Source organism: Acidithiobacillus thiooxidans ATCC 19377, assembly GCF_009662475.1.
Classification (GTDB): Bacteria; Pseudomonadota; Gammaproteobacteria; order Acidithiobacillales; family Acidithiobacillaceae; genus Acidithiobacillus; species Acidithiobacillus thiooxidans.
Genome location: NZ_CP045571.1, coordinates 1,135,401 through 1,152,865, shown reverse-complemented (window position 1 = coordinate 1,152,865; position 17,465 = coordinate 1,135,401). Strand labels below are relative to the sequence as shown.

Annotated in this window: 18 protein-coding genes; all 18 read right to left on the bottom strand. The window is 53.3% G+C overall.

Features of this window, described 5'->3' with window-relative positions; genetic code table 11:
* Positions 1 to 18 precede the first annotated feature (18 nt).
* Complete coding sequence (locus tag GCD22_RS05990; RefSeq protein ID WP_031569748.1) at positions 19 to 897, bottom strand: MinD/ParA family protein; 879 nt, start codon at positions 895 to 897, stop codon at positions 19 to 21.
* 20 nt (positions 898 to 917) lie between these two features.
* A complete protein-coding gene (gene flhF / locus GCD22_RS05985) occupies positions 918 to 2,105 on the bottom strand; it encodes a flagellar biosynthesis GTPase FlhF (RefSeq protein ID WP_051690461.1) in 1,188 nt (395 codons plus the stop codon).
* 43 nt (positions 2,106 to 2,148) lie between these two features.
* Positions 2,149 to 4,203, bottom strand: a complete 2,055-nt coding sequence (flhA, locus tag GCD22_RS05980; RefSeq protein ID WP_024892711.1) for a flagellar biosynthesis protein FlhA — start codon at positions 4,201 to 4,203, stop codon at positions 2,149 to 2,151.
* A 3-nt stretch (positions 4,204 to 4,206) separates the two neighbouring features.
* Positions 4,207 to 5,334, bottom strand: a complete 1,128-nt coding sequence (flhB, locus tag GCD22_RS05975; RefSeq protein WP_024892710.1) for a flagellar biosynthesis protein FlhB — start codon at positions 5,332 to 5,334, stop codon at positions 4,207 to 4,209.
* A 34-nt stretch (positions 5,335 to 5,368) separates the two neighbouring features.
* Positions 5,369 to 5,599 carry a flagellar biosynthetic protein FliR gene (locus GCD22_RS05970; protein ID WP_244947589.1) on the bottom strand — a complete coding sequence of 77 codons (231 nt, stop codon included), beginning with the start codon at positions 5,597 to 5,599 and terminating at the stop codon, positions 5,369 to 5,371.
* A gap of 63 nt (positions 5,600 to 5,662) precedes the next feature.
* The gene (locus GCD22_RS05965) at positions 5,663 to 6,976 is read right to left on the bottom strand and encodes an IS701 family transposase (protein WP_077273497.1); all 1,314 of its coding nucleotides are present in this window, start codon (positions 6,974 to 6,976) and stop codon (positions 5,663 to 5,665) included.
* Positions 6,862 to 7,713: a flagellar biosynthetic protein FliR gene (locus GCD22_RS05960; RefSeq protein ID WP_244947588.1), complete on the bottom strand. Its 852-nt coding sequence runs from the start codon at positions 7,711 to 7,713 to the stop codon at positions 6,862 to 6,864. The genes GCD22_RS05965 and GCD22_RS05960 overlap by 115 nt, the downstream gene beginning before the upstream one ends.
* Positions 7,710 to 7,982, bottom strand: coding sequence for a flagellar biosynthesis protein FliQ (fliQ, locus tag GCD22_RS05955; protein ID WP_031569752.1), 273 nt, complete (start codon positions 7,980 to 7,982; stop codon positions 7,710 to 7,712). The genes GCD22_RS05960 and fliQ overlap by 4 nt, the downstream gene beginning before the upstream one ends.
* A gap of 12 nt (positions 7,983 to 7,994) precedes the next feature.
* Positions 7,995 to 8,705, bottom strand: a complete 711-nt coding sequence (gene fliP / locus GCD22_RS05950) for a flagellar type III secretion system pore protein FliP (RefSeq protein ID WP_010639944.1) — start codon at positions 8,703 to 8,705, stop codon at positions 7,995 to 7,997.
* Positions 8,705 to 9,232: a flagellar biosynthetic protein FliO gene (fliO, locus tag GCD22_RS05945; RefSeq protein WP_051488019.1), complete on the bottom strand. Its 528-nt coding sequence runs from the start codon at positions 9,230 to 9,232 to the stop codon at positions 8,705 to 8,707. Before fliO ends, fliP begins: the two co-directional genes overlap by 1 nt.
* Entirely contained in the window at positions 9,229 to 9,753 is a 525-nt protein-coding gene (gene fliN / locus GCD22_RS18830; protein ID WP_024892707.1) for a flagellar motor switch protein FliN, read from the bottom strand. Before fliN ends, fliO begins: the two co-directional genes overlap by 4 nt.
* Positions 9,754 to 9,756: 3 nt before the next feature.
* Positions 9,757 to 10,770 carry a flagellar motor switch protein FliM gene (gene fliM / locus GCD22_RS05935; RefSeq protein WP_024892706.1) on the bottom strand — a complete coding sequence of 338 codons (1,014 nt, stop codon included), beginning with the start codon at positions 10,768 to 10,770 and terminating at the stop codon, positions 9,757 to 9,759.
* 38 nt (positions 10,771 to 10,808) lie between these two features.
* Positions 10,809 to 12,122: a flagellar hook-length control protein FliK gene (locus GCD22_RS05930; protein WP_024892705.1), complete on the bottom strand. Its 1,314-nt coding sequence runs from the start codon at positions 12,120 to 12,122 to the stop codon at positions 10,809 to 10,811.
* Between the two features lie 58 nt (positions 12,123 to 12,180).
* Positions 12,181 to 12,621 carry a flagellar export protein FliJ gene (gene fliJ, locus GCD22_RS05925; protein ID WP_031569757.1) on the bottom strand — a complete coding sequence of 147 codons (441 nt, stop codon included), beginning with the start codon at positions 12,619 to 12,621 and terminating at the stop codon, positions 12,181 to 12,183.
* Positions 12,622 to 12,627: 6 nt separating this feature from the next.
* Positions 12,628 to 13,995: a flagellar protein export ATPase FliI gene (gene fliI, locus GCD22_RS05920; protein WP_024892703.1), complete on the bottom strand. Its 1,368-nt coding sequence runs from the start codon at positions 13,993 to 13,995 to the stop codon at positions 12,628 to 12,630.
* Positions 13,992 to 14,744: a flagellar assembly protein FliH gene (locus GCD22_RS05915; RefSeq protein WP_024892702.1), complete on the bottom strand. Its 753-nt coding sequence runs from the start codon at positions 14,742 to 14,744 to the stop codon at positions 13,992 to 13,994. The genes fliI and GCD22_RS05915 overlap by 4 nt, the downstream gene beginning before the upstream one ends.
* A 13-nt stretch (positions 14,745 to 14,757) precedes the next feature.
* Entirely contained in the window at positions 14,758 to 15,768 is a 1,011-nt protein-coding gene (fliG, locus tag GCD22_RS05910; RefSeq protein WP_024892701.1) for a flagellar motor switch protein FliG, read from the bottom strand.
* Positions 15,755 to 17,461, bottom strand: a complete 1,707-nt coding sequence (gene fliF, locus GCD22_RS05905; protein WP_031569759.1) for a flagellar basal-body MS-ring/collar protein FliF — start codon at positions 17,459 to 17,461, stop codon at positions 15,755 to 15,757. The genes fliG and fliF overlap by 14 nt, the downstream gene beginning before the upstream one ends.
* Between the last annotated feature and the right edge of the window lie 4 nt (positions 17,462 to 17,465).

The following is a 17,465-nucleotide window of genomic DNA, read 5'->3' as shown; positions in this document are numbered from 1 at the left end:
CGGCCCGCCGAGCGCTCATCAGATGGATATCTCAGGATGTTTCATCAGTAGACGCTCCATGAAAAAAGCCATATGTCCTGAAGCATTATAGGCGTGTGGCCAACGTTCAACCGCCATAGCCAAATCCTGCAGTGCGCGCGAAACCGGGGCATCCGGATACATTTCCACCACCGCTTTCTGGGAACGAACCGCCGCGCGTAGGGCAGGATCCAGCGGAACACTGCCAATCTGTTCCAAGGTCACATCCAGAAATCCGTCGGCTACTTTGGCAATACGCTGGAACAAGGCATCCCCTTCTCTTCGATCCCTGACCATGTTGGGCAACACCTTGAAACGACGCACTCCGTGATTACGGCTAAGCACCTTGATCAACGCATAGGCATCTGTAATGGAAGCAGGCTCATTGGACAGCACTACCAGAACCTCCTGTGCTGCCTGACTGAATGTCAGCACATCACCGGCGATACCGGCTGGCAGGTCTATCAACAGATAATCCATATCCAGACTCAGATCACCAATACCCTGAATCAAATTGGCCTGAGACTGTGTATCCAGATTGGCCATCTGTGCCACTCCACTGGCAGCGGGCAGGATGCGGATATTCCAGGGGCCGGTAATGAGCACTTCTTCCATGCTTTTTTCGCCGGAAATGACATGCGACAGGTTATAGCGTGGACTGAGCCCCAACAGCACATCGACATTGCCGAGACCAAGGTCCGCATCAAAAAGCAGGGGCTTGGCCCCCTGCTGCGCCAAAGCCACCGCCAGATTAACGGCGATATTGGTTTTGCCCACCCCGCCCTTGCCACTGGCAATGGCGATCACCTTGATTGGTTTTCTTGCCCGCATTCGGCGCAAGCCTTCTGCCTGATCTATTCTGTATTCGTCCTGAACCATTGGATTTAATCCGGATTCATTCATAACTGGGTGCCATGGTAACGGCTCCCCGGATCATCTGCCAGTCTCTCCTTATGTAGCGCGCTATTCATTTTGAGCAAGTTCATTATTTGCTCCCACGGCGCCTCATGCATATCTTCCGGGACTTTCTGGCCGTCGCTATACCAGGCAACGGGCAAATGCTGTGCGGCAAGCCATTCCAGCACTGCCGCAAAGGCTGGAGTTTCATCGATCTTGGAAATGATGGCTCCACTGAGAGGAATATCCGTATAAGGTTGCAGGACAGTAGCCAGATTTCGCCCACTGAGACTGGCAGGAATCAGTAAAAATCTTTGCGCATCAGCGCCCAGCGCCGCAAACCACTGGAGTTGTTCATTCAGGCGGGGATCCCTGGGTCCCATGCCGATGGTATCAATGAATATCCATGAGCGGTCACGATGCTTTTCCAGGGATTTCAACAGATCCTCGGGACCTTTGATCACATCAAGGGGAACACCGAGAATCCGCGCATAGATTTCGAGCTGTTCAACACCGGCAATCCGGTAAGTATCGGTAGTCAGAAGGGCTACCGAATGCGGACCATGACGGAGAACCTGAGCAGCAGCCAACTTGGCGATGCTGGTGGTTTTACCCGAGCCCGTTGGTCCCAACAAAACAAACAAGCCTGGTTTTTCCAGAGATGTCTGGCTAATCCCGACTTTTTCCTGGAGAGTGTTGAGCAATTTCAGCTCCCACTCCCGGCATTCGCCCTGCTCCAGAAACTCCGAAATCCATTCCTCCGAAAAGCCCATCTCCCTCAAGGCTTCCTGAGCAGATTGCTGCACGGGTTGCGGCCCCCAACGTCTTTCCACCAGCTGTTTGAGGGCTTGCAGTTCATCTCGCAATGGTGCGGATGCCAGTGGCTGAGACATGTCACGTGGCGAGGGATTTGTCGAAGATTGTGACGGTGCTATTGTAGCCCCTTGCGCCGGTAGCTGTGCTGGCTGGAATGCTTCCGTTTTTTCCGGATGGGTACGCAAAGGCTCCGGCCAGGCCGGGATGGATTGGGTTTCATTCCATTGTTTTTCATCAAAATCAATGGCGGCAACTATTTCTACCGCTCCGTCAGACTCGCGATTGGAGAGTATTACGGCTTCAGGACCCAAAGTGCCCCGAATCTGCTGGAGAACTTCTCGGGTGTTGGCACCACTAAATCGTTTGATTTTCATAAAAACTGACTCCTGTTAGACGTTCAGGCACCATCCTGAAAAATCAGGCACCCAGGGTAGCCACCACCCTGATTTTTTTACTTTCGGGTATTTCCGCATAAGAAAGAACCCGCATCCGGGGCGCACTGCGCGCCAGAAAACGCGCCAAAAACGTGCGCATGGGGGCCATGGCCAACAATACCGGCTGCATCCCCCCTGCCTCCATTTGCTGCATCAAGTCCCCTGCCTTTTCCAGTACGCGTTGAGCCAAACCCGGCTCCAAAGCTTCGCCGTTACTATTGCGCAGACTCTCTTGCAATAAGTGTTCCAACTGCCCGTCCAGCACGGCAACAGGTAGTTCGGACTGCCCGGGAAACAGCCCCTGAACAATGTAGGGACCCAGAGCTGTGCGCACGGCTGCCGTCAATTCGTCAACATCCTGGCTTTGGGGTGCATGCTCCGCCAAAATTTCGACGATAGTGCGCATATCGCGAATCGGGACGCCCTCATTCAGGAGGTTCTGCAAGACCTTTTTCAGCTTGTCCGGGGAAAGCATTTTGGGAATGACATCTTCTACCAGTTTGGGAGAACGGCTGGCCAAATGAGAAAGCAAGCCTTCCACTTCTTCCCGACCCAGCAAGTCCGCACCATGGCTTTGGAGAATCTGGTGCAACTGGGTGGCAATGACGGTGGCCGGGTCCACTACGGTATAACCCAAAGCCACGCTTTTATCGCGTTCATCCTTATCAATCCAAACAGCGGGCAATCCAAAAGAGGGATCAGTGGTCGGGGTGCCCGCGATTTTTCCGAGAACATTTCCGGGATCAATCGCCAGCAGCAAATCCGGAAACACCTCCCCACCCCCCACCTCCACGCCTTTGACGTTAATACGGTAGGCCGTCGGCCTCAATTCCAGATTGTCCCGAACATGGACTGCCGGTACCAGAAATCCAAAATCCTGGGCAAATTTTTTGCGAACGCCGCGAATACGTGCCAGCAATTCACCACCCTGACCTTTGTCCACCAGCGGAATCAAACGGTACCCGACCTCCAGTCCCAAAGGATCCAACGGCTCCACACTCGCCCAGGTCACCTCCTCCGGCTCTGTAGCACCAACAGGAGGTTCAACAACTTTTTCCGGCGCTTTAACTTGTTTGCCATACCAGACGATTGCGCCCAGCAAGGCCGCCGCCCCTAGGAATGGCAAATGAGGCATCCCTGGAATCAGACCCAGAATGGCCAAAATAACAGCCACAATAGTCATCACTTCTCTATTTTGAAATACCTGGCCGATCAGCTGCTTGCCCAAATCCTGACCGGTATTGACGGTGCTGACCACAATACCGGCCGCTATGGAAATGACCAAAGCCGGAATCTGTGCAACCAGGGCATCACCAATACTCAACAAGGTATAATCGTGGACGGCTGTACTCAAACTCAGACCATGCTGCCAAATGCCAATAATCAGACCACCAATCAGGTTGATAAACAGAATCAAAATGGCCGCTACCGCATCACCGCGTACAAATTTGCTGGCACCATCCATCGATCCGAAAAAGTCGGCTTCCTGAGCAATTTCGCTGCGCCGCCGATGAGCCTCTTCCTGATCGATAATTCCTGCATTTAAATCGGCATCAATGGCCATTTGTTTGCCGGGCATGGCATCCAGGGTAAAACGGGCACTGACTTCGGCAATTCGACCAGCCCCTTTGGTAATCACCACAAAATTGATGATCACCAGAATGGCGAAAACAATAATGCCAACGACGTAATCTCCACCCACCACAAACTGACCGAAAGATTCAATCACCTGCCCTGCGGCGCCCGGACCATTCTGTCCATGCAGGAGAATAATTCGCGCAGCAGCCACGTTCAGAGACAAGCGCAGCAGAGTCGTCAGCAACAAGGCCGTAGGAAAGGCGGCAAATTCGAGGGGCCGCTTCATGTAAAGGCTGACCAACAGAATAATCAACCCCAGGGTAATATTGAACGTAAACAAAATATCCAGCAGAAAAGTGGGTAGCGGGATAATCAGCATGGCCAGCACCATAATCACCAGTATGGGCGCGGCCAGGGTATGCCAGTTGAGTTTTTGCAAGAGACGGCTGATAAAATTCATCGCTTAATCCCGTTTGTCCAGTTCTGCCGGAACAGACCAGGTCTCCGGCAATGGCGGATACTGCTGCGGAGCAGCCACCCGTAATTGATATAAATAGGCGAGAAGTTCTGCCACTGCCCGATACAAGCTCACAGGAATTTCCTGCTCCAGTTCGACATGATGAAACAAGGCGCGCGCCAATGGTGGTGCTTCGACAATAGGAATGTGGTGTTCGGCGGCAATTTCACGAATCTTAGCAGCCACCAGATCGGCACCTTTGGCGAGTAACATGGGGGCACGTTGTTCCCCTTCTTTATAACGCAGGGCAACGGCATAGTGGGTTGGGTTGGTCACAATGACATCGGCTTTAGGAATGGCTGCCATCATCCGCCGGCGCGCCATTTCCCGCTGCATGGCGCGCACTTTGGATTTGATTTCAGGATTACCATCCGACTCTTTCATTTCATCCTTGATTTCCTGACGGGACATTTTCAACTTCTGATTCAGGGTCCAGATCTGGAAAGGTACGTCAAAAAGCACGATCAACAGTGTGGTGGCGGAGAGGATCAAAAAAACCAGTCCGCTCATTCGCATCAGATGTAAAAGAGCATGATCGGGGGTTTGCGCTACCAGGCCGAACAGTGCGTGACGCTGCGCCCAAAGCAAGGTCACGCCGAAGCCACCGATCACCAGGGTTTTCAAAACTGCTTTCACCAGTTCCAGAGCACCATGTTTCGAGATGATTTTCTGGGCACCACTGATTGGGTCCAGCTTGGTAAAATCCGGTATTAAGGATTGGGTACTGAAAACCCAACCGCCGACCATCAGTCCCGACGCAATAACTGCCACCAGCAAAATCAGGAAGTAAGGCAAGGTCATCCAGGTAGCCATCATTAACATACGTGCAAAATGTCTGAGCAAATCACCAGAATCCGTCATTTCGGGAGTAGACAAATGCAGACCGGCATACAAAAAAGCCGCAAGACTCTGATAAATGTGGTCCGCAAACACATAAAACAGGCTGGCAGAAACCAGTAACAGAGCACTGGTAGACAGCTCCCGGGAGCGCGCCACCTGCCCTTTTTTGCGGGCGTCCTCCTGACGTTTCGGCGTTGCAGCTTCAGTGCGTTCCTGCGCGTTTTCTTCCGCCATCAGAAGGCCTCTCCAATGAGGTGTGGCTGAATAGTCATGGCTGTGCCGCCGTCAACATGGTTTTACCGGCAAAGCTCATGGACATGCTCAGCAAATGTTCAACCAGCATCTGCATGGCGGGCATGAATATATAAATGGCCAGCAGCCCAAGTCCCAACAATAGCGGAAAGCCAATCACGAAGATGTTCAGTTGAGGTGCCAGCTTTCCCAATATCCCCAAGGCAATATTGACCAGTATTAACGTACCCAACTGAAGTTTAGACATTCCGCTTCCTCGCCTGTCCCAGTGGGTGGCGATATGATGCAGTAAATTTGGGGTAGAAGCGTGTCAGGCAGCCTTTTTGCGGGGTGGGTCATCGGTATCGGCCCAAAAGTCGGAATTGGGGCACTGGAATTTCCCGGACTTTGGGTCATAGCCCCTCCAGAAAGGAACCCGCAGAAAATGCAGATGGAGCCATTGAGCCATGAGTCCTGCAGTGACGGGTGTAGCGATACGCCAAGGCGCTACGGCGGTCATGGGAAAGTCCTCGGTGACTGTTTCCGCGAGGAGCTGCACCATGGACCAGGCAATGCAACGAATTTGCATCCAGCGTTCGAGAACCGCGCGCCTTTGCTGCCAGAGGTTATTAATGCCCCACCAGCGTTTCAGGTTATGGAAGAGGGGTTCGATCTGCCAACGGTTGCCATAGAGGGTGACGATTTCAGAGGCGGTCAGATCGGTTTCGGAAGCGAGATAAAGGCGTGTGGGCGACCATCGATGGTGTTTTGCATCGTAGATAGCGCTCCAGACTGCCCGGACGGGATGGCCGTTGAGGAAGCGTGCCTGGGCGACGATGGATTGAAGACGGACCTTCTGCCATTTCCCATAGACAAACAGGGTGAGGATCTCTGTGGGGAGTGAGGTCAGGGCTTCCGGGGTCAGTTTGTCCCCATATTTCCGGGGCCGACCCCGTTGCGCTTTGGCGGGTTTGGGCGGGGGCTGCCGATACAGTGCGGTATCCTGGCGCACCTGGCCGATGAACTGGCCACGCTGACGCAGCAGGGGCAAGAGCAGGCGGCGACGCATGAACCAGGCATCGGTGAGCAAGCGGACGGGTACGGGGATGTGGGGTATAAAGGCCCGCAGTAATGCCCCGGCGATTTTCAGCTTGTGGGTATTACCGGTGCGGGGCACGAGGCGCAAGCGAATGGGAAAGGAAAGGGCTTTGCCGGAGCGGCTCCGCAGGGTCAACGCCAGCCCTACCCAGTTCTGGGCGAGGACATAACGGGGGCGGTTGTGTTTATGGCTGTGATCGAAGTGGATGGTCGCGCCTGGGGCCTTGGTAGAGTGTCGCAGGACCAGCGTATCGTCGATGATCAACTCGACGATCGGCAGCGGCGGCAAAATGGATAGGAGCCATCGGACTTGGGCAATGGCCAGAACCTGGGTCCGCAAGGATTCACGCTCCAGGAGTTTGTAATAAGTGGTCCAATGGCAGCGCAGCGAAATATGGCTGAGGGCACGGGTGACCCAGCCATCAGGAGAGATCAGGCACCCGCACAGCAGTTCGATGAAGCTGCGCCGCGAGCGCGGCGGCACGGCGGCGAGAAAGTAGGAAATCCACTCTGAAAGGCGGAGGGTAACGAGACGCTGAAAGGACATGGCAGTGATTCCGAGAAGCCTAAAACGCTTCTCATTGGCCGACCCTTTTTTCCAAAGGGTCGGCCGCACGGCACTATCTCCGTGTCAAGCACTTTCGTAGCAAAAATAGAAAATAAAAACCCGGCGGAGCCGGGCTGAATGTCTAAACTAGAGGTACCCAATACCGGCGTGGAAATGGCCAGACCCAGGGAAAATATCACGGCACCTTCGCTGACCAGCAAATGCCAGGTTGAGGGGTTGAGGCTGAGACTGGCGCTGACCGGCAACAAGGTAAAGCTGCGCATCAAGGTCGCGAGCACCAGCAATTGTCCATTCATCCCCATGAAAAGCAGTAGCACCAGCAAATTCAGAAAATTGGACAAGGTCGGGACTTGCACACCGGTAGTAGGGTCAAAAAAGCTGCTGAACCCTAGCCCCATCTGCAAACTGATCACCGAGCCCGAAAACTGGATCACACTGAAAATCAGGGTAATGGCAAAACCCAGTCCAAAACCAATCAACAATTGCTGAATCAGGAGAACCACCCCTTCGCCACTCAGGAAATGCACGGCAGGCATGGCGGGCAATGCCGGGGCAATTGCCACGCTGATAAGTAGAGCCAGGCCTACCCGAACCTGGACAGGCACTTGCGTCGCACTGAATACCGGGGCAGTGGAAAGTAACGCCAATACCCGTACGAAAGGCCAGAAGACCAGACCGATCCAGTGCTCTAATTGCAGACTGGTAAAGTGAATCATTGATCAATAAGATGAGGAATATTATGAAAAAGCTGGATGGTATAATCCATCATCAAATGCAACATCCAGGGTCCGAGAATAACCATGACCAAGCCCATGGCGATCACCTTGGGCACAAAACTCAGGGTCATTTCGTTTATTTGTGTAGCCGCCTGGAAAATGCTGACCAGCACCCCGACCACCAGAGCAATACCCAAGAGCGGAGCAGAAAGCAGAAGCGTCGTCCAGATGGCCTGTTGCCCCACATCAATAACACTTACAGGAGTCATAATAGTTTCTCCTCAATGCACGAAACTTTGTACCAGCGAACCAATCACCAGATCCCAGCCATTGACCAGCACAAAAAGCATCAGCTTGAAAGGAAAAGAGATGGTGACGGGTGACAACATCATCATGCCCATGGACATCAGCACCGCTGCCACGACCAGATCAATGATGACAAAAGGAATAAATATCAGAAAACCGATCTGAAACCCGGTTTTCAGTTCGGAAGTCACAAAAGCTGGAACAAGCAAAGTCATGGGCGTATCGGCAGGGGCCTGCAACTGCTTATGTCCGGATAATTTGACAAAAAGCGCCAGGTCATCCGGTCTGGTCTGGGAAAGCATAAATGTTCGCAGGGGCCCTTCGGCACGAGACATGGCCTCAGTGAGGTTGATCTGGTTTTTGGTTAATGGCTGCAGGGCCTGAGTATTGAGCTGCTGAAAAACTGGAGCCATCACAAAAAACGTCAAAAACAGGGAAAGTCCGACAATAATTTGACTCGGAGGCATCTGGGTAGAACCAAGAGCTTGTTTGAGCAGGGATAACACAATGATGATGCGGGTAAATGCGGTCATCATCAGTAACATGGCTGGCAGGAAAACCAGCACGGTCATGAAAATCAGGGTTTGGATGCTGAGGCTGTACTCGGTAGCACCTCCAGCCTGTGGCGTTGCGGTCAGGGCCGGGAGTCCTCCTGCCAGCGCAATCCCCGGCAGGAAAAAAACCATCAGTCCGGTGAAGAATCTCCTGAAGGCGGATGTTGATCGCCGGTTTTTATATTTCCCTTGGGGACTGGGGTGTTTGGGCTCCATGTTCCTTGCTTACGCCTCTCCATCGCAGTACGTAACCAGCTGGCAAAAGCCGTTGCTGAATTACTGGTCGTATCGGGCAGCGCTGTCTCCAGGGTATGCAACAGATGAATGCCTGTTGGTGTTACCCCAAGTAGCAATTGCTGCTCTCCGACCTGTACTAGCAAAAGACGTTCCCGCGTACCCAAAGGCAGGGATGTCACTACTTTGAGCCCGGCAACCGGGTTATTCATTGCGCCCGGCTGGAAATGTTTGAGCATCCAGATCACCACAAAAAATACAGCCAATACAAACAACAAAGCGGCAAACAACTGCAATATGGACATCCAGGAAAAGGGACTACCCGTGTCCATCACGGCGGGAGTACTGGCTTGGGCCAAGGGACTGAACCCGGACAATACCCAGAAGATCAGCCAAAATTTTGGCGCTTCAAAAAGACGTTTCATCGCAATTTTTTGGCGCGCTCTGCCGGGCTGACAATATCGGTCAAGCGGATACCAAATTTGTCATTCACCAGCACAACCTCGCCCTGGGCGATCAGATAACCGTTGACCAACACATCCATGGGTTCACCGGCAAGCCGCTCCAACTCGACCACAGAACCTTGGGCAAGCTGCAACAAATTACGAATCTGAATTTTGGTTTTCCCCAATTCCACCGAAAGGGTTACTGGAATATCCAGTATCATATCGAGATTTTGTGCCTGGGTTCCGGTCGATCGGGAAGCTTGTAATTCCGGCATGGGCACGGGTGTTGCTGTTTTTGCAGATGCGGCAGAAGAAGGAACACTCTGCTCTGCAGTGGCCCCTGCCTCTCCGGAAACAGATCTGGAAGGATTCTCAGCAGTTGTTTCTGCAGCCTCCTGTTCGCTCATTGCTGCCGCCCAATCAGCCATAATATCGTCAGCCTGAGCATTGTCAGCAGACTCTGTTGCAGACGCCGCCGGGGTATTCTGTTCTTCAGCCATCTTTTAGTTCTCCATAGCGGCCATAGCTGCCTGCCCGGCAATCATTTCCGGACATAAATGTTTTTCCAACTGCACAGCAATTTTTCCGTTAGAAACCCCATAACGCCCGGAAAAAATCGGGATTCCATCCACCTGAGCAAAAACCTCCTCGGGCATTTCTACAGGAATAATGTCTCCATCACGGAGCGCCAATAATTGCCGAAGAGTCAGTTGCGTTTGCAGAAAGTGTACTTCCAGTTCCAGAGAGGCCTCCTGCATTTCGTCCTGCATGGATTGTACCCAGCGTCGGTCAATTTCCGAGCGGTCGGCCGTCGTTCCGGCGGTCAACTGATCGCGGACGGGTTCTACCATGCCATAAGGCAGACAGATCTCAAACGTACCACTCCCCGACTCCAGCTCAACATTGAACGTACTGACAATCACTACTTCCGTGGGTGTGGCAATGCTGACAAATTGCGGGTTCACCTCGGAACGGGTTAGTTCCGGATTCAGTTCAGTCACCGGAGTCCAGGCATTTTTAAAGTCCTTAAATGCCAGATCCAGCAACCGTTTAATGATTCTTTGTTCCAGAGGCGTGAATTCACGGCCTTCAATACGCGCATGAAAACGTCCATCACCGCCGAAATAATTATCTACCACGGCGAAAATCAGGCGCGGATCAAAAACAAACAATGCCGAACCCCGCAAGGGTTTGATTTGCACAATATTGATATTACTGGGAACGACCAGTCTGCGTATAAATTCACTGTATTTAATTAAGCGCACCGGACCCACAGAAATTTCAGCGGTACGGCGGAGAAAATTAAACAGACTGACCCGCCATAGTCGTGCAAAGCGTTCGTTGACCACCTCCAAAGTGGGCATGCGGCCACGCACAATCCGATCCTGATTCGCCAGATCATAGGGACGGATACCGCCCGGATCAGGCTCAGGTTCAGCGTGTATTTCGACATCACCATCTGACATGCCCTTAAATAGGGCATCCACTTCATCCTGAGAAAGAATATCCTGTACCATGGCGTCACCGTATATGGAGTGTCAGGACATTGCAAGATTCATGCAAAAGCATTGATCAGACCCAAATGCACTTTAAGAACAGTGGAAGGCGTCGTACTCTCCAGCGGCTCTGTCATGGATTTGACAGTGTCCGCCGGGGTTGATCTGTTTTTAGAAAAAAACCGTCCACCGCTATCTGCACCTACATTGGCTTGACCAAGACTCATCCCCGCAGCGGCAAAGCTTTGTTGTAACTGCGGGATGGCCGTACTAATGGCCTGCAGAACCTCCGGATGGGGCGATATAAAAGTCGCATTTGCCTGTCCATTGGCCTGAATATCCAAATGCACTTCCAGAGGACCTAAATGCGGCGGATTGAGTTGTAATGTTGCCTGCTGAATCCCCTGCCCCAACAGGAACTGAACCTGCTGCCCCAGAGCTTCGCCCCACTGCGGATTCGCACCGACCGGGGCGGCCACAACCTGCGCAGTAGGCGTAGATGCAGCGGGTGGTAACATAATCGTGCTGGCAAGTAACGGCGCTGCGCTATTACCCACAAGACCGACTCCCGAATCAGAAACGGTCTTCAATAATTGCGTGGAAGGATCGACCCAGGAATTGCTGAAAGCACTTGATGCGATAGATTGTGGGCCGGTAGTGGAACTCGCAGCGAATGCCTGGGCGAGATTCTGCAGAAAATGTCCGACAATTTGTGATGCTGACCCATCTTGGATGGCCGAACGCGCTACTGAAGCAGTCAATTTTCCGTCCGTAACCGGGTGATCAGCATCTGCCACCTGTAAAAGACCCGGTTGCGAAGACCGGGGCAAGACAGACTTTTCTGATACTTGTGCTGACTGATTCCCGCTACCACCCATATGGGTGGCAGCGTTATCCTCTCCAGAAAAGTCAACAGACGAAAGCGTCTGACTGGAATCCGGCGGTATGACGACAGGTAATGGCAGCAACCCGCTTGGCAAATTTTCTGTCATTACAATAGATGAATTGGCTGGTTGATCTTTCGATTTTTTAGGGTCACTGTCTTTGCTAACCGTCCCATTTTGAGCTCTAATATTTGACTGTGGCTGCGGCAAACTTTTGCCGCTTACAGGTTGCAGTGAATTTGCCGCGTCCGCCTGTGTTGTTTCAGCAGAGGATTGAGAATGTCCACTCGGGTTCGCACCGATATCGTGCTGAGGGTGCTCTGTTGACTTTTGCGGCGGCGGCGTTTCCCGTGATTGCTGTTTTGCCATGACCGCAGCAAATTTTGTACTGTCAGACTTTTCCTTGCCTGCTGGCGCGCTGCCCTTACCCACGGGGTTTGAGGCAAGACTTGATGAAGACACGAGGTTGACGATGCTTACGGCTGCCATCCGGATAAATCCTCAGCTTAAAATTATCAGACAGTACCCAAGCAAATTTCACACCAGCTCATTGACAGCCAGGGCGACGATTCGCCCACTCATCCAGTTCTTTCTGAATTGTGCGTAATTCCAGCTCATGTTGTTCAATCTCGATACGGCGTGCCAAAGCGGCAAAGCCTTTTTCCTGGACACGGGCAGAAGCCCATTCAGACTGGATTTGCGCCACGCTTTGCTGTTGACGTAGAGCATTTTCCTTCTGAATCTGCAGGACCTGCTCCAGTTGATGAATAAAATTGCGGGTATCCAGAGCCTGCGCACCGAGGATTCCTGAAGTCTCAGCTGCAATCGCCTGATTTCGATACTGCTGCAGATAATTTTCCAGGAGTTGCAACTTCTGCTGCACTTCACTCAGTAAACTTCGCTGCTTTCCTAGACGAACAGCTATTTCTTTCTGTCTTTTATCAGCATCCTCCCGCAAAAATAACAAGACGTTCTGGCGACTCATCATCTATAACTAACCCTCTTCCAGATATGTTGCCATGATCTGCGCCAATTGCTCCTGACTGCTCTGCAAAGACACGGACTGCTGCTGATTCTGGCGGAGAAATCCCAGAATGGCCGGATAAGCACGTACTGCCTGATCCAGCAATGGATCCATGCCCGGCGTATACGCACCCACCGCAATCAGATCCTGATGTTCCCGATAACGGCTATAGAGACGTTTTAGACGGTGCAACTGATTGATCTGAGCAGAAGACACGATGTTGGGCATGACCCGACTGATGGATGCTTCCAGATCAATGGCCGGATAATGGCCCTGCTCCGCCAGACTGCGTGACAAAACCAGATGCCCGTCAAGAACTGCCCGGGCATTATCAGCAATAGGGTCTTGTTGATCATCCCCTTCCATCAAAACGGTATAAAAAGCCGTAATACTCCCGCCGCCCACCGGACCGTTGCCCGCCCGTTCCACCAGCGCTGGCAGCCGCGCAAAAACCGAAGGTGGATAACCCCGAACAGCAGGTGGTTCGCCCACGGCCAGGGCGATTTCTCTTTGGGCCATGGCATAGCGGGTGAGTGAATCCATGAGCAGCAAAACATGCTTACCCTGGCTACGATAATATTCGGCGATGGCTGTGGCCAGATGGGCCCCACGAATCCGGGTCAAAGCCGGAACGTCAGCAGGGGCTGCGACTACGACAGCGCGACGCAGCCCCTGCGCACCAAGAATATCTTCTATAAATTCCTTGACTTCACGACCACGTTCACCAATCAGCCCCACCACAATCACGTCAGCATCGGTGTTTCGCGCCATCATACCCAATAAAACACTTTTGCCGACGCCACTCCCGGCAAAAAGCCCCATGCGCGCGCCGCGACCAATGGTAAACAAGGCATTGATGGCGCGCACCCCAACATCCAGGGGGCGCTTAACCGGGGCACGCTGCATGGGATTGATGTTGACACCCAACAGAGGCACGCGGATGAGTCCTGACACCGGGCCAAGACCATCCAGAAACTGACCCTGTCCATCCATTACGCGACCCAGAAGACGTTCGCTGACACTCGCCTGTGCTTCCCCGGACAAGGGCTGTACCCGGGCACCGGGCCTGACTCCGTGCAAATCACCGGCAGCCATCAACTGCAGTTTTTCGTTGTGAAAACCGACCACTTCGGCATCAATACCGCGTTGATTGCCGGCTTCCACCCGGCAGCGGGTGCCGACACTCACATCAAACCCTTCGGCTTCCAGAACCAACCCCACCATGCGCACCAGGCGGCCGCTGGGCAGCAAGGCGGGGAATGTTTCAGGTAATCTTTGCGTATAATGATTCAGGGTATCTCCCCACAATTTTTGCCGATCAGCAAAGCGCAACATCATACCGAAAGCTCACCAAACAAGCGTTCGAGAACGGCACGCCAGCGATTTTCCAGGCGCAAATCAAGCTGAGTGGCCGCATGATCAATATCCCGATCCTGCCAACGGCGGTCGGGTCTGGCCGCATTATCATCCAGACCCGCAGAAACCAGGACGCCTCCCCGTTCGATTTGGGGATCAGCAAGCAAATCCACTCCCTGGTCGGCAAGCTCAGGCATAAGACGCTGCAGCATATCCACATCATCAGGATGCAAACGAATAACCGGGTTCACACTCCGCAGAGGTACCGCGCGCAATGCTTCCTTCAACAAGGGCAGCAAGACTTGCGGGCGGAGCCGCAATTCGTGACGAATAACCTGGCGGGCGATTTCCAGAGACAGCGCCAGCAAAGATTGCTCAACACTGGCATCCAGGGCTTGTAAGGGCGAAAAAAGACCGGAAAGAATATCCTGCAAAGAACGTCTTTCAGCTTCTGCGCGGGCCAGCCCCTCTTGATAGCCTTCGGCCTGCCCTTCTTTAAAACCTTGCTGATAACCCTGCTCATGCCCTTTCTGCTCACTTTCCGCATAAATGGCCTGGAGTTGTTCAGCGGTTGGTAAAGCGACGGCGGCAGCAGAAAGGGTTTCGCCCTCTTCCAGTGACGAGCCCGTGGCACCTTGGGAATCAGGTGAAAAATTTTTGACCTCCGGCAATTGCCAGCGCTGTACCTGAGCACTGCTGTCTCTGGAGATGATCTCCGCACCCTTGTTCACAGGGGCTGCCCAATCACAACATGGCCTCGCTGCTGCCACCACCCAGACTGAGCTGACCGGCGGCATCCAGTCGCGTAGCTATCTGCAAAATCGCCTTCTGACTGCTTTCCACCTCACTGACCCGTACCGGACCTTTGGCCTCAAGATCATCGCGCATCATTTCTGCCGCACGTTTGGACATGTTGGCAAAGAATTTTTCGCGCAGTGCGGCATTGGCACCCTTCAGCGCCGTCACAAAACCATCCGAGGGTATTTCACGCAGTAACACCTGCATGCTGCGGTCATCCAGCTTGATCAGGTCGTCAAAGACAAACATTTTTTCCTGAACCTTGTCGGCCAACTCATCGTCGGTCTCACGCATGTTGTCGAGAATGCTGGATGAAAGACTGGTTTCCAGGCGGTTCAGAACATCAGCGGCGGCTTTTGGTCCGCCCAGGCTGGCAACCTGCAGGCTTTGCGCTTCACCGGAAATTTGTTCCTCCAGAATTTCATTCAACTCGCGAATGGCCGCAGGCTGCACCGTTTCCAGGCTGGCCAGACGCATCATGGCTTCACTGACCAGGCGATCAGGAAGATGATGAATGACCTCTCCCGCCTGCTCCGGCTCCATATAGGCAAAAATCATGGCAACCACCTGGGGATGCTCCAGTTTGATCAAGTCGGCTATGGAACGGGCGTCCATCCATTTCAGATTCTCCAGACCACTGGCATCACCACCATGAAGAATCCGATCAATCAGATTACCCGCTTTATCCGCGCCCAGAGCCTTGGTCAACATGGCCCGAATATACTGGTCGCTGCCCACGCCCAGAGAAGTCTGGCGCTCCAGTCGGGAGCGAAAATCCGAAAGAACCACCTGTACCTGGTCCGTGGAGATATGCGACATCCGGGCCATTGCCGCACCAAGCTTCTGCACTTCTCGCGGTCCCAGGTGGCGCATGACTTCAGCAGCTTCATCCTCACCGAGACTCAACAAAAGAATGGCACTACGATCCATGCCACTGAGATCTTCACTCGTGCTCATTAGACAACCATTCTTTGACAACCTGGGCTGCTCTGGCCGGGTCTTGCATGACCAGCTGCCGGGAGACATACAAATCGGTTTCCAGGGGATTACCGGGAATGTTGACCTGCTCGCGAATGGCTTCAGCATTAGCCATTGCTGCTGCTGATTCTGGAGAGGCAGCCCGCGCCTCATTCACGGATTTTTCTCCAGATTCTATATCCGCACTCTCCATGCCGGGTTCCTGGCGCGCACGACGTTTTAAAAGCGGGCGGACAACACCAAAATAGAGGAGCAAAGCCACAAAAAGAATGACCAGATAACGCAGCCCGCTGTTCAGGAGATTCAGGAACCAGGACTGCTGCCACCAGGGCAATGCGCTTGCTGCTGACTGGGTAGTGAAAGGCATATTGACGACCTTGACCGTATCGCCCCGCTTGGCATTATAGCCAATGGCATCTTCCACCAGCTGCTGGATTTGCGCCAATTGCGCCGTCGATAAAGGTTTTGCCTTGACGGCACCCAGAGAACTTTCGGAAACCTGGTCATCGACGAGCACGGCCACTGACAGGCGCTTGACGGTTCCTACCGGCTGAACCGTGTGCACAATGGTCTTGTCCACATCGTAGTTGGTGGTTGAATCCGCACTGCTTTCAGTAGGCGCCAGCATTTTCAGCGTGGGGGCCAGAGCAATAAGCGCTCCAGGTGACAAATCGGAAGCCACCGGCGCAACCAGGGGAGCTACCGCCACTCCGGGAGGCGTGTTGGAGAGTGCTCCAGGAACCCCGTAAGGCCCGGAACCACCGGTTCCAGAAGTGCTATGGGTCTGCTGGCTGAGAATCTGACCTTTACCATAACTCACCGAACTGCTTTCACTTTTGGCGAAATCAATATCTGCCGATACGGCTACGCGCACGCCTTTGGCACCGACAATAGGGGTCAGAATAGCCTGAATACGTTTTTCGTATTGCTGGTCCACGCTACGCTGGTAAGCCAGCTGGGAAGGTTGTAATCCATTATCCGCATTGCCACGGGTGCTCAGTATATTGCCATGCTGATCCACTACCGTAACATTTTTGTCCATCAGCCCCGGCACGCTGGCAGCAACCAGATGAACAATGCCTGCCACCTGGGCACCGCTGAGTTCGCGACCGGGATACAGGTTCAGCATCACCGAAGCCGTGGGTTTTTCCTGCTCGCTCAGGAATACCGAGGGCTTGGGCATGGCCAGATGTACTTTGGCTCCCTCCACAGAACTAAGGGAGGCGATGGTTCTCTCCAGAGAACCTTCCAAAGCACGCTGGTAATTCACGTGCTCCACAAAATCACTGGTCCCCATGGGTTCATGGTCAAGAATGGCAAAACCCACACCGGCACCTTTGGGTAACCCGTCTGCGGCCAATTTCATGCGGGTCGCATAAACCTGATTGGCGGGTACGGAAATCACTGCACCGCCATCACCGATTTGGTAGGGCACATTCAGCTTCTGTAACTCGGCAATAACCTGCCCACCATCACGATCCGAAAGATTGGTGTACAAAACCTTGTAGGAAGGACTTCCGTTCATGAAAATCACGGCAATCAGAACGGCAAGCACGGCAGCCAGAGCCACCAATACGCCCAGACGGCGATTCGGCGGCAGCTCCTGCCAGCGTCGCTGCACTTGTGCAGCTCCGCCCGCCAGGTTGAGATTCGTCGCGGCTTCAGTCGCCATCAGC